Source organism: Alcanivorax sediminis (assembly GCF_009601165.1).
GTDB classification, from domain to species: Bacteria; Pseudomonadota; Gammaproteobacteria; order Pseudomonadales; family Alcanivoracaceae; genus Alcanivorax; species Alcanivorax sediminis.
Genome location: NZ_WIRE01000001.1, coordinates 865,553 through 878,937, shown reverse-complemented (window position 1 = coordinate 878,937; position 13,385 = coordinate 865,553). Strand labels below are relative to the sequence as shown.

The 13,385-nt window shown below is 51.1% G+C and carries 7 protein-coding genes; 1 reads left to right on the top strand and 6 read right to left on the bottom strand.

Annotation, left to right across the window (positions count from 1 at the left end):
* Positions 1–67: 67 nt before the first annotated feature.
* Positions 68–1,768: an MBL fold metallo-hydrolase gene (locus GFN93_RS03830; RefSeq protein ID WP_153499077.1), complete on the top strand. Its 1,701-nt coding sequence runs from the start codon at positions 68–70 to the stop codon at positions 1,766–1,768.
* A 64-nt stretch (positions 1,769–1,832) separates the two neighbouring features.
* Here the strand turns inward: GFN93_RS03830 and brxL are convergent, their stop codons facing one another.
* Genes brxL through GFN93_RS03800 form a run of 6 tightly spaced genes read right to left on the bottom strand, consistent with a single transcriptional unit; the run spans position 1,833 to position 13,381 of the window.
* Positions 1,833–3,929 carry a BREX system Lon protease-like protein BrxL gene (gene brxL, locus GFN93_RS03825; RefSeq protein ID WP_153499076.1) on the bottom strand — a complete coding sequence of 699 codons (2,097 nt, stop codon included), beginning with the start codon at positions 3,927–3,929 and terminating at the stop codon, positions 1,833–1,835.
* A 16-nt stretch (positions 3,930–3,945) separates the two neighbouring features.
* A complete protein-coding gene (locus tag GFN93_RS03820) occupies positions 3,946–6,468 on the bottom strand; it encodes a PglZ domain-containing protein (RefSeq protein WP_153499075.1) in 2,523 nt (840 codons plus the stop codon).
* A gap of 1 nt (position 6,469) precedes the next feature.
* On the bottom strand, positions 6,470–8,359 hold the full coding sequence (locus GFN93_RS03815; protein WP_153499074.1) for a DUF262 domain-containing protein: 1,890 nt from the start codon (positions 8,357–8,359) through the stop codon (positions 6,470–6,472).
* A complete protein-coding gene (locus GFN93_RS03810) occupies positions 8,356–9,420 on the bottom strand; it encodes a hypothetical protein (protein ID WP_153499073.1) in 1,065 nt (354 codons plus the stop codon). Before GFN93_RS03810 ends, GFN93_RS03815 begins: the two co-directional genes overlap by 4 nt.
* A complete protein-coding gene (locus tag GFN93_RS03805) occupies positions 9,420–11,465 on the bottom strand; it encodes a BREX-1 system adenine-specific DNA-methyltransferase PglX (protein ID WP_153499072.1) in 2,046 nt (681 codons plus the stop codon). The genes GFN93_RS03810 and GFN93_RS03805 overlap by 1 nt, the downstream gene beginning before the upstream one ends.
* Positions 11,462–13,381 (bottom strand): Eco57I restriction-modification methylase domain-containing protein, encoded by a 1,920-nt coding sequence (locus tag GFN93_RS03800; protein ID WP_153499071.1) that lies wholly within the window; start codon positions 13,379–13,381, stop codon positions 11,462–11,464. The genes GFN93_RS03805 and GFN93_RS03800 overlap by 4 nt, the downstream gene beginning before the upstream one ends.
* Positions 13,382–13,385: the final 4 nt, after the last annotated feature.

Below are 13,385 nucleotides of genomic sequence, written 5' to 3'. Positions count from 1 at the left end.
TTCTAAGTCTATCTGAATGAGCTGTTCATAATTTTGATTGAACTCTCGATGAAAAAAGGAAATCAATATGGAAATCAAATTCATTGGACCGCTGGGAAAAGTAACGGGATCCTGCACCTGGATGCGTGACAATGAGAAAGGCTGGAGCTTCTTAATCGACTGTGGAATGCAGCAGGGTGAAATTACTGCGGATCAGTGGAATCACCAGGAGTGGCCATTCGACCCGGCAGAGATTCAATTTATTGTGCTCACTCACGCACACATGGACCACAGCGGGCTAATACCCTCTCTTTACGAATCAGGCTTTGATGGAAAGGTGTATTGCACTGAAGAAACTGCAGCGATCGCGGAGATCCAGTATAAAAACTCAATGCATTTGAGTCCCAAGCTGTTCAAGCAGGAAAATATCGACAGCATTAAATGGTGTCATTTCAAGCGAGAACCGCTTCTAGGCAGCTATCACCCCGTTGACCAAGACCTTTTTGTCCAGTTCCTTAGAACTGGACACATACTTGGCGCAGTATCTGCCAGTATCTTCTGGGGCACACCTAGGTCACCGGAACAGAGAAGTATAGTTTTTTCAGGAGATATCGGTCCTCAGCGCGAAGATTACGAGACGTTACCAACCATTCGCCACTTCATGAATCCAGGAAAGCACAACTATGCTGTCATGGAGTCCACATACGGCTCCATCAACCGCGAAGACATGGAAAAGGACCCGGTTATCCGCAGAAATCAACTGAAGACACTGATTGACAGAATTATCAGCACTCAAGGAACACTGGTCATTCCAGCATTTGCTTTAGGCCGCAGCCAGGATATCCTTTTTGACTTGCATACCATCGTTGCTGATAACCCTGAGCAATACGACGAAGTCGACTTTTACTATGACTTTCCGCTCGGTCGTGAAATCCTGGATGAAACGCGCAGATTCTGGCCGAAAACGGAGAGCAATCCCAAGAAGACGAGGCTTATGTGGCTTGGTAAACAAGTGTTCAATCTTTTGGGACTTACCAACATACACCCGGAACACCTTAAAGAGGCAGCAAAGGCCATGGATGCCATCAGTCTCTATAAAGAAAACAGTAAGTGGGAAGGGTTGCTGGAAGGCAACCAAATAGCCCACAATTGGAAGCCCATTATATCCCGGAACATTCCCTCACGGGAGAAACTTGCCTCCTCTAACCGTCCGACGGTCATCGTAACAGGATCCGGTAACGGTGACGCTGGGCGCGCTGCTTACTGGCTTCCGATGTTGTTAACTAACAAAAACAACGTTGTGGCAACGACGGGATTTTGCGGAGCAAACACCATTTGCGGGAAGCTGTTATCCATTCGGGGCCTTCCAATCCCTGACAGGAGAATGAACGGCAACATAATCCACTGGCCGAATAGCAAGCAAAGCATCGCTATCGCCGAAATCATGGCTAACATTGAGGAAATCAAAGGTTATTCAGCCCACGGAGACCAGGAAGATCTTTTGAATTGGGTGCTGTGCAACGCAAAAGAGGGCTACTTGCCTGCCGGAGACACCATTTTTCTTCAGCACGGAGATGACAGAAACAGGCATGCGTTAAGAGATGCACTCTCCTCTAAATCAGCTGCACTTGGCATGGACGTGGACATACAGCTACCCGGGGAGGAATCCGGCTGGATATCACTGGAACCGGAGGGAAACAACGGCGAAGACAAGGATCTGAAACAATTATTATCCATCCTTAAGCAACGACCTGATTTGAAGCAGCATATAGAAAGTCTTGCAAAATAGTTAGGGACAGATTTAACTTATGGCTTCTGATAAATGGGGCAACCCATTCACCAGAAGCCGTTAGTTAAAATGATCCGTGTTTAAATATATCCACCTTCGTCTCTAAACACTTTCTCGCACTCAAATCATTTGCCCCAATACCAAACCAACTATCGGGTTTTTGGAAAAAATCAAGTCCACGCCCAATCTTGATAGTCCACCCGTTATCGATACGGATTTCTCTGTCGTGCATGTGCTCGTTAACCTTGATCTCTAATTCGATATCTAGCTCAAGCAGACTTTGTTTCAGCTCACTCAGGTTCTCTGACATCTTTGTAACGTCCGTATCGCCGTCATAACTGGTAACTAGACGTATCTTACGAACCGTTGGAGTCTTGATGACTGCTTCGCAGAAACGGACAAAATTGTGGATCTGGTGCGTCACCCGAATATAGGGATCTTCAATTTCAATTGACTTTGCACCGTACAGATAAGGACCAATAATTGATTCGTAGCTGAATCCCGTGTCACCGTAATGAATGGTGTAGTGCTGCTCTTTCAACTTTTCATTCACAGGTTCATCTGCCGACGGCGATTCAGGGGTGTCAGCGATGTCCGTGGTGATTGGGTCGTGGGTTACCCCTGGCCCTGATTTTAGCGTTGCTTTAACGGGTTTATCCGGCGCCTTGTCCGAATGAATATCACGCCGAATAGGTTCTTGTGTCGCTGTTGCCGACTTCGATTCGGGGCAGTAAACGATTACCTCTTTGCCATCCGCACCGATATAGGACAGATTGATCTTGGCGAACTCGTCATCCGACTTGCGCTTGTTCATCTGCTCCTTCACGCGGCGCCGACACTCGACCGCGTATTCCACATACTCGTGAAACTCCTCATCGGAAGGAGCGCCATCGGGGTGGAGAATCTTCAAAAACGCTGCAACGGTTTTTTTAATTCCCTTCTCGTCCCGACCTTCGACTGAAGAACCTAGACGAATACGTTTGCTGACCTCTTCAAAGCGGTTGGTCTGCTTGAGCTGGTAATGGAAGGCTTCGGCCAGGTAATCGGTGATGAAACCATAGTTACTGGTCAAGAAATCACTACTGTTTTTCGGCATCTCCCAGCCGGGAAGATAGCAGGCGAAACGATCCATTACTGCAAGATCAAATTCCTTGGGTAGCGGCTGGAAAAGATCGTAGACTTCAGAATTCACGATCTGGGAGACGGAGAGGTCGAGATTACCGACAAATGCCATGGAAGCGTCAGCGATCACCTCCACCCCACGCGAGAACCGGCCATTGGCCATAAAGTCCTTCATGATCTGAATGGTGTCGGGGTCTTTGACCTTAATGCCGCCAACTTCATCAAATGCGACGGTGTCCCAAAATCCCACAAGACCAATTTTCTTGCGCTGGTTGTTATAAAACAGCGTAGCTTTCGTAGCCTGGCCACCACTAATCAGCGTGGAGTACGGTGAAAATTCGCTGAAGAAATAGGATTTCCCAGTACCTCGAGGACCAAGCTCGATGAAGTTAAAGTTCGGCTCAACTAGCGGTAGTAACCGGGCCACAAAGTGCATCTTGATCCGGTGGGCTAATTTACTAGGCTCCAGGCCAACTGAGCGCAGAACGATGTCGATCCATTCATCGCGTGAGCATTGCGCCCTACCTTCACAGTAGCGCTCAAAGCTAAACCTGCTGAGCTGAATCGGGCGCAGGTCCTCGATGTAAAACGCGTAGTCGTCGTCCTCGATCTCGTTATAGGCGATGGTAACTTCACACCACAACCCACCCTGTAGCAGCCGATCGTTGTCTCGGTAGAACTTTTCGGAGATCGCGACACGCCTGGAATCGAAGTTTTCCAGGGCGGCCCAATGGCGTCGGTCTTTCTCCACGTAGTTGACATGGACTTTGTCGATGAATTTGTACTTGCCCTTAGTCGCGACTTTTGATTGTGCTCTGTTTGCCTCGTTGGGCCGCACATAATTATCGTTCAAGGTTTCAAGCACAGCCTCCAATCCACCCTGGATCTCAGCTTCGTCGTCACTGGCACAGTACCGTGCTAACAAAAACTCCAGCACGAAGGTGGGCACGTTGGTGCCTTTTTTAATTCGATGGAGCAGGTCCTTTCTTACGACCTTGCCATCAAATATACCCGTGACCTTCTTATCCAATTCATCCATCGATTACACCGCTTTTTTAAACTGTATAGTCGGTCTCTAAGTCCAGCTGGCAGAACGCCACCATCGTGGACGGATTGAGCGCTTTCACCTTGAACTTGCCTTCGTATTCCATCTGCATCTTCAAAGTGACCTGAACCTTGTCACCTGGCTTCAGCGTGATTGTGCCGGTGGCGGGATTAACCAGTCCGCCAGGCTTTGCTTCACCCACCACTTCGCCTTTCTTGTCGTGGGCTTCCAGCAAGATCTCGAAATCATTACCGACAGAGAACATATCCTGGGTATCGAGGCTGATTTCGATCACGGGCAGGCGTGTGGTGATACGCTTAGCACCGTTCTTATAATTCAATGAAACCGTCGCCTGGGAGACCGGAGCCTGCTCTTGAGTCTCCAGCTGAAGAGTAATGACCGGTACAATGCACTCAGGTAGCGAGGCACCACCATGGTAATAGAGCATCCCCGACTTATAAGAAGCCATACTCAATGGCCCAGCGATACTGGTAAAGTCGCCGCGAACACCGGCTTTCTCAGCACTCAACAAATAGTGATGGCTATCGGCACTTCCCTCGCCCAACAAACAGCGCTGGTGTTCGTTCAGCCAGTCACCCTGCAGCTTGCCACAGGTGTCTCCCGCCCCAGCATGGGTATTCATAAAGAAGCCGTGATCGGTTGCGATCACCACTTCGCTAAAGCCCGCATCCTTCAACTTGTGCACAGCCACTCGAATACGCTTGAGGGCATTGATAATCTCAGTAGGTGCGGTATCCGGATGATTTTCGAAGTGACTGTCGATCTCAACTGAGCGCAGCACCAGTAATTCAACATCGCCGTCAATCTCGAACCGGTTACGGACAAATTCCTCTAATCGCCCTTCCTGGAATCGTTGGCCGTATCGCTTACGGAGAATCTCCATCCGCTGGCCAACGGTGGCTACCGGCTGATCGCCAAGAAACGGGGTATAACCACTTTCATTCTTTACCAACTTCAACCCGGTACCCGCACCTGGCAACAGGCTAGCCATACCGACCAGCGTAATACTTGGCAACTGCGCGAGCGCTGGCTTCAGTTCAACCTTGCCATCCTCAGCCAGCTGTTTTTCGAGCGCGACACCCAGCTCATAACGGAGGGCATCTACCATCAAATACGCCACCTTGGTACCGCTTTGCTGAAGTTTGGGCGCTACCAACTTATCGAACACGTCGGCGTTTGCGAGCCGTCCAACGACCGGCCAGCCAGATTGCTGCAAATGCTTGGTAAACAGCACCTGGACCTTTTCGATCAATTTTCCGTACTGCTTTCGCGCCTGCTGTTGCACCGGTTGCATAATGCCCTGAACATCTTGCCAGTCATAATCACTGACCGCTTGCTCAAATTCGCGGTGCAAGCGATCGACCTCACGCAATTGGCTCACATACAACTCAATCAGGCTATCCATGCTCCGCGCATGCTCGCTGAGCTGGCGGTCGTTATCCTGGCAACACTCCATCAGAGAAAATGCCGAGCGAATCAAGTCCCATTGTGCCTGGCTCTCCCCCTTACCGGTCCAAACCGATTGCGCGTGGCGCCCAAAGATGGCTTTTACCATGTCGGTATCGTCGCGTGCCAAAGCCTCCATGGCGCGCAGCAAGAAAGTCCGCTCCTCAAACGGGAAGGTGTCCCGCTCACCCAAATCCGCCATATGGCCGCAGATGTTGGGTAGATCTAGCTCTGCCTCAATCGCTTCAGCGCGCTCGATATAGGCATTCTGGGTGCGGCGATCACTGCGCAGTCGCTCACACATATCCTCTATCAGCGGCTGTGCCGCTGCCGAAGCACACGGCACATCCTGCAGCCCCGGTGGCAATTCCTCCGGCAGGTCAAAGACAAACTCACTGAACAGCACAAAGCGCCATAACTCATCACCAATAGCCGACCAGGTCTTACCACGGGTTTTGAGTCCTAGACCGATACTGGCCTGCAGCAACGCTTTGGCTTCCGCTACCCAGCTATCGGTTTCTTTCAGTGCAGACTGCTGGATATCACTAGGCACCAGCAGCGCAAACAATATGTCACGGGTGGACTCCACCTTGAGCAACGCCCGTAGATTGGGCCAGCTGAGACCACCGCCGATGGCATCAATTACCGCGAAGCTGGGATTAGGATCCTGGTCAAAGACTGCCCGCACTTGCGTCGCATGGTCAGGTTTGGCCTTAAGACACAAGCTCAGGTAGTTATCGCCATCCCCGCTCGGAAAAACATCGCCACACACCCCATATAGGGAAAAAGGATCTTTCTGCTTATCCTCGTCTTCCAGGGGTTTTGTAGCCGGCACATATACCAGCAACTGCTCGATTTGGTGATCACCCAGCTTCCCGAGGTCCGCTATCGCCTCTGCTCGGCTGGTAATACTCGATTCGGAACCATCCACCACCGATCGCTTCTCAGTTGCCATCCCCAGGCAAACATCTCGGTAGCGCCCTTCAGGGTCATACACCACCATCACTTGTGATTTCGCGAGCCGCGCTTCCAGTACTGAGCTTTTGAAGAATTCTGCAAAACTCATATCAGCTCGAAGCCTCCTGCTGTGCCTCTACCGCTAGCTCGGCTGAAGATGCGGCCCAAATTGAATCCAAAGATGGCTGACCTCCAGCAGCAAGACGAACGACTGCTTTGTGAACCAGCTTTGCTCGATCACGCATAAACTCGCGAAAATCCGCCTCCAGCTGGGTTTTAAGTACTTCGCCTTCCAAGCCCTGGTAATGTGCTTTGCTCAATAAGTCGAAGGAGACCAAGTGCGTTTTCAGCCGGTTAGATACTGCGTGCTCGTCTGCCCACTGGACGCGTTCTTTCAGGTAGTCCAACGGGTCCTTACGACCGATAATGCGGTTAGTCTTCCAGGTAATCAGCGCGCAATTAAGTGCGTAGTAACTATCGATACCCGCCTCAGAGAGCAACGCATCCGGGAAGATGTGGTGGTATTCGCGCTTTTGAATACTCTCGTATGACGCCGGCTTGCTGTCAGCAAAGTCATGGGCGCCAAAATAGTTGGAAACCGCCAGGATGCCCCGTGCCTCAATACCCATTTTCTTCGGCCAGCCTGCCGCCATCAGGGCGTCCTCATCCGCCAGCTCATGCTCCTTGCGATTGAAGACAGGCACTTCGGATAACGCCTTTTCATCAAAATCTGGCGTGCTCAAAAATGCCTTGATGCCCCGGTGTTTGTCCTTAACACCAATAAAATCGGCGTAGGCCCTGGAGGCTGCGGAATTCTCGTAGCGGTCGGTAAAGAAGGAGGACCACAAATAGGCCCGCAACAGCTTTTCAGCCTTGGCGACAAAATCGCCATGCTCAGGCACCAGCTCATAGGCTGCCGCGACGACCGCCAAAACATTGCTGGTAGGCAAACGCGCTTCATCAAAGACACCCTGGCTTTCCAGCAGGTTGGCCATGCGCTCCAGGCCGTGTTCCAGCTTTTCCCAATTGTCGAGCAGCACTTGCTTGTCCATCTCGACCATGCCCTTGTTATTGGGCGTCTTTTCCTGCAATAGCGCCGAGGTCGCCAATATCAGGTTTCTGACATCGCCAAAGCGCGCCGCCTTGGGGCACTTGCTGACCAGGTGCTCTTCCAAATCGTGCAGGGACTTGCCCGCCACACTCTCCACTTCTGCGACGATAATGTCGTACAGGGAAAGCGGTTTACTGTTGGTATTCATATTGATGAATACCTGTAGGGCAACATCTTTTGGCGTGTTGGAGGGCAATGAAAGATACGGCAGGTTGAAGTGGGTCACCCGCTCGCGCAGGGTGTTGATCTCCTGCTTCAAGCTCTCCTTGATTGCCGTGTAGCTCTCCAACTTTTCAAATGCATCCGGGTCGTCCTTAGAGGGTTTCAGACCCAGCGTGGCCGTCTTTATCCATTCATCGACCGCTGTTGCCTTATCGCCCGGGCACAGTAAATCAATGGGGAACAAACCTCGCTCTAAGCACTTCGCGGTATTATCAGCCCAAACAGGGAATCTGGTTTCTTTTTTGTTTTCCCATCGTGCCTGACAATACACCTCAATATCTGCGGATTGCTTCGCCTCTCGCTGATCAAACTGCGGCAAATAAATAAAATAATCTTCATATTCGTAGTTATTGTGCATCGCTCGCCAAAACGCAGTCAGTCGCTGCTGACCATCCAGCAGGTGCTGCGTCACCGTTCCGGGCACGGCGGGATCAGCGGATACGATATAACGGGAGATAAACTTTTCCTCACCCGCCACATCCAGCGCGAGTGTTACGCCCACCGGAAGGTTGTTGATGATGGTGTTGAGAAAACTGGTAATCCGCCCGCGATCCCAGGCTTCGTAGCGTTGGAAACGGGGCAGTTTTACCTGGCCCTGCTGAATTGCCTGAAACCACACACCCAGCGTTCGATCCTGAGCTTTACTGGATTGCTGCATGATCGTCATTGTGCTTTCCTTAATTCTTCACAGGTTTTTCCTGAAAACATACCTTCTGCTTCTTCTTTGATCAGCGGCTGTATCCAGTCTTGTAGCTCGACAAGTGACAAGCCTTCCGGATAGGTATTCTCCGCCCAAGGCCTGCATTGCAGCGTTGCCATTGCAAAAGCATCACAGGTGCGACGAGGGTGATAGAACAATTGGGTTTTTTGAAGCGAATCGAACAAACCGTAATGCGAACGAACAAAAAACTCTTTCCAGTTTGATTCAAGAGCAGGCCTATCAGTCCTTTTCAATATATCCACAATGTCGATTTCGGAAAGCTCTTGTACTGGGTTTGCTTGCCATTCATCTAGCAGCATTGTCCGAGCTTCGGCATCGGTTCTGGGCGCCGAATAGCCAAAGACCGTGACGTAATAAGCCCTTTGCATGTGCCACTTGAGCCTCTCCCACTCAGCGACGATAAATTCATCGCTGGCGTAGTCCTTCTTTCCAACGGGGTAAAGCAGCTTAGATGGATTAAAATCGTTACTGCACTTTGTACATCCATTTCGCCGCCAGCCCATAGTCTTGCAATCATAGCAAACACCAATGGCCACATTGCCATGCAGGAAAGCGATCTGTGGCATGCGCTCATAACCAACAACGTGCATATTGCGCGCGAAGGCTTGAGCTAGAAAGGGGTCCCAATTAAAAGTGGCAATAATATCTTTTTCACGTAGGCTCAAAACGAGGTAATCATAAAGAGTGACTTCATCGGGTAGCTTTAAATCAGAAAAATACCCATAGATTGCTTGCTCTAACTCAGCGAGCAATTCTGGGCACCGGCCTGACCGGGACAACCCATCATAGAAGGCCTCGAAATTTTGGCCATTGTAGGTAAGTCCATACCTGTTGATGAGAGGTTCTAAACCGAGGGTATCAACCAGATTTGCCATACCGGGCAATAGCTTGCCATATTTCTCAGGATTACGGATCGTCGAAGCAATACTGGCACCAGCACCCAATATCACCACGTGAGGCGAATGATTCATTTGGGTTTTGGTATCCAAAGCCGGTAGAGAAGGCATTATTCCGCCCTTGCAGCCAACTGCTTAACCAGGGCTATGAGCTCTGCTTCGCTGAAATCTTTCGGCCGCCATTCAAACTTAGTCTCACCAGTAGGTTTTCTGCCGCGCTTTACGGGTACTTCGACCTCATCCCAAAAATGCACTTCTACATCGCGGGCGATGGCCAAGCTGCGGTCCTGGTGGCATTTGCGCAGCACTCGCTCTGGCCAATAGTTCATCGCGAGATGCGCCCAGTCGTAGTCACCCTGCTCCAGCTTTTCCCAGGTGTCGTTCAGCACCTTCTGCCAAGGCTTGTGACGGAACAGCTGCCATAGCGGGGCCGCTGTGATCTGCACACCATCGTCGTGATTTGGTGAATACTTCGGCGCGATTGCCAGTAAAGCGTCCCGCAAGTCCGCCAACTCCTGGCTTAAATCTGAAGCCACCTCAAGCCGCTTTTCCTCCTGCTTGCTACGTGCGTTGCCTTTCCCACGTAGGGAGTCCAAGTCTCCACGAACTTGCTGGAGCTTAGGCTCGATAAAATCGTTCACAGCAGTAAACAAGGTCTGGCTGGTCAGATCTGGGTAATAGAGCCAGAGGGTGTAACTGCCGGATAAGGTGGACAAGGGCCAATAGATAGGCGCTTTTCGCCTGCTTTTGGAATAACGCTGAAGATGAAAAGGAAAAAATTCCCGTTGTAGCCAACGGCGCGTATCCACATGCACCGGCGCATCGACTCGTTGCAGAACCTCTTCCAAAAGGTACGCCAGGTCATGGGGGTGTCCCTCATCGTCAACCAGGATGCCGGCGTGAGCATGGAAAGGTTCTGTACTATCGGGTAGCATTCCCGGGCTTTTAATAGGCAGTGGGTCAAAGGGGTTGGGTTGAGCTGGCACTTCGCGCTCACGTGTGGCCAAACGCCAGTCGAAGCGACCAAAAGCTACCCCGACAGCCCACGACTGCATCCCATCACATGGATCTGTCTCTACATCAGACTCTATATGGTTGTCACCATCATCCTCGTCGCCTTCACTAAGTTCACCATCTGATGCTCCTCGATCACTATGATATTCGCTCTCACCAGACATAAACCCGTATAGCCTCGTTCCTATGCATTCGATCTGTTGACGAATGGAGGCCTCTTCTTCCCGGTCTTGCTTCACATTCATAAGCCCCAGCTTGGCAAGTAAAAATGTCGGCAACAAAAACTCCCTAGAGGTCTCGACCGCGCTAAAAGTACGACGGGCTATACTCCAGGCTCTATGACTCAACTGCGCCAACTCTTTCGCGTCATCTTGGGGAACTGGTGGAAGGGGTGTGCGCTGAATTACACCCACTTCAAATGAATGCGCCGCCCCGCCCAACTGTGCATCGGCGGCAGCAAGCTGGACCTCAACTAGCTCGTAAAACTGAGCTGTATTACACAGACCCAGTAGCGCCAGAAGTTGCTCAGGGTCGTTATTCTCACAGAACACACTGGGGCCCTTGTTTGAAAAAGCGCAGCCTGAGGGTAAAACACGCACGGAAAGGCGACTTTTCGTCCGGAGGCTCCAGGTAAGACCCGGCCGGAAAAAATAGTTTGTATTCTGCGGACGCGACATGAGCTTACCGCTGGATATGTCTATAAAATTCTTGATTTCTGCACCACCAAGTGCCCAGTTGAGCACTAAGTGGATGTCGCCATAAAACGGCGAATAAGGCCCACCTTTCGCAAACGGCAGCCATTTTTTGTCACCATTGAGTGGTTCCCACCACCCTCTAACGAAACGAAAATCATCGGAGGTCTGCAATCCAATACGCGCCTCTGGCCAAATCTCTTCAACAGGCTTGCATATCTTCTCTAAACCGGTAGGCCGCGCTTCCTCAAACAAGGGGAATCTTTCAAAAGCACTCCGGATTGCTGGGGGAATCCAGTAGGCAAACGGTGCCCCCGGTAGTTCAGCCAACAAGTCTGGACGAACTTGAAACACCTTTTTACTGTCCACACCAGTGCGATACACTTGGATGATCTCGCGAATAGAGTTCTCTTTGTCTTTATCTTCCAAAACTCGGAGGAACCAGGTCATTCCACTTTCTCCAATACGTAGGCAGCAGCCTCAACAAGCGCATCGTCCATCACCCCAAGTCCCAGATCAGCAATGCATTGAGGCCGAGACTTAGTTAAGATCACTTCTTCTCTCCAGCGTGTGAAGCTAGATAGGAAAAAGCAGGTCCGAGACGTAATAGCACCTATACGGCCACCGGCGGACAACAATTCGAGGCCGCGCTCAACCATAATTGCCAATAGATCATTTTTACTGTTCGGATAGGCCTTGCTGAGTTCTGCTTTTGTATTTGCTGCCAGTGCACCAAAAGGAGGGTTCATTACCACTACATCGAAGGCTTCGCGGCACAGATCGATCAACCGCAGCCCTTCCAGAGCATCCTGGGCGTATAGTCGATTCTGAAAACAACCTTGCCCCGCTTCTGCAAACTCCGTCAGAGCAGCACGCAATCGTATTTCTGCCTTTTGCCACGCTTGCTCGTCCGCTTCTTTAAACAAGCTGCCGTGCTCACCACAAACCTTCCGCACCAGCCGAGGCAGTTCCTGCTCGACTTGCAGTAAAACCCCCTGTTCGGGAACACCTTTTAATAATTGCAAGGTTTGAGTAAATAGCTCGGCATCTAACGTATCGAGTTGGGCGGCAAAGCGCTCTCGCAGATCCTGTTCGGCTGGCGGCGCAACAGCCGCTAAGACATGCCCTCGGGCAATTGTGGGTCGGTCTTGTGCCTTGATCCCCGCCTCATGCCATGCCCGTTGAGCACGCAGCCAAAGAGCCAAGGTGGCGATCTGGGCTGCTCGGGGGTCGATATCTACGCCATAGATGTTATGCTCGATAATTAACCTTGGCACATCACGCAGATAATCAGACTCTGAAGCGTAAATCTGTCTTAATGGCAGCAACACATCTTCCACATGAGTATAAACATCGAGACTTCCTGGCCCGAGCTCTTGTTCCCATGCCCAAGCCTCTCGGTATATTTCCAGGAAAAGGTCGAATGCATACAGCCCAAAATGCATGGAGCCGCAGGCCGGGTCTAACAGTTTGAGCGTGCGTGGGTCACGCATGGTGGTCGGTGGCGTGTTAGTGCGCTTCTCTCCCAACTCCTCCGGCTGGACCAAAAGACATTGACAACGCTCATACAAGTTGGTCCTCCCGGCCGTTGCGTCAAACCAAAGCCTGCCTAGTGTGTTGTCTACCAAGAATTCTACGACATAGCGCGGCGTGAAAAATTGGTTCCTTACGGCCAACTCGCGACTGGAGCGTGGCGCCTTGGATTCTTTGCGCATTTTTTTGCGCTCTTCCTGCGAGTTGTAATACTGGTAGATCCAACCGATGGTTTCATCCTCGGCCCACAGGTGCTCAATTTCGTGATGATTGACCTGTTCCAGCAGCTCCAGCAGTGCCGTTTCTCGCGGAAAAAGCTGGCCCTGGGCACTGTGCCGACTAAATAGCAGCTCCAGATCAACGCTGAACTCATCGAAGAGACTGAACAGGTAATTCCGGTAAGCATCACCGGTTTCGCCATGGCTGGTACCGGCCACCATCTTATAAAGTTGGAAACCCTTGGAGTTGTAGCCCTTGGCGACAGATTCGATTAAGAGGCCACGAGCCTCTGCCATCCGCAAAGCTGCGATGCGATTGAGAATGGTAAAGCCCTGCTCGCGCACAAGGCGATCCAACGCCTGGCGACTCTTCTCTTTTTCATTCTTACCTGAACTGTTAGCGACGTAATGATTGACGATCTCACGTAGTAAATTGGCAACTTGCCGCTGCCGATTATCCAGATGTGTCAGCGAATCGACAGCCGCGACAGAACCGGCCTTGGGATCAAGGCCATAGGTTGCCTGCAACTGCCGAGTAAATTCCTCGGTTAACAGGTTTCGTGCATCGTTAACAAACTTCTGCAGGCGGTTGCGGGTACTCTGATCAAATGCCATTTAC

Excerpts from the sequence above, each read along its gene's own strand:
- GFN93_RS03830 (WP_153499077.1), top strand. The coding sequence starts at position 68 with ATGGAAATCAAATTCATTGGACCGCTGGGAAAAGTAACGGGATCCTGC.
- GFN93_RS03800 (WP_153499071.1), bottom strand. The coding sequence starts at position 13,381 with ATGGCATTTGATCAGAGTACCCGCAACCGCCTGCAGAAGTTTGTTAAC.
- GFN93_RS03815 (WP_153499074.1), bottom strand. The coding sequence starts at position 8,359 with ATGACGATCATGCAGCAATCCAGTAAAGCTCAGGATCGAACGCTGGGT.
- GFN93_RS03805 (WP_153499072.1), bottom strand. The coding sequence starts at position 11,465 with ATGACCTGGTTCCTCCGAGTTTTGGAAGATAAAGACAAAGAGAACTCT.
- GFN93_RS03820 (WP_153499075.1), bottom strand. The coding sequence starts at position 6,468 with ATGAGTTTTGCAGAATTCTTCAAAAGCTCAGTACTGGAAGCGCGGCTC.
- GFN93_RS03810 (WP_153499073.1), bottom strand. The coding sequence starts at position 9,420 with ATGCCTTCTCTACCGGCTTTGGATACCAAAACCCAAATGAATCATTCG.
- brxL (WP_153499076.1), bottom strand. The coding sequence starts at position 3,929 with ATGGATGAATTGGATAAGAAGGTCACGGGTATATTTGATGGCAAGGTC.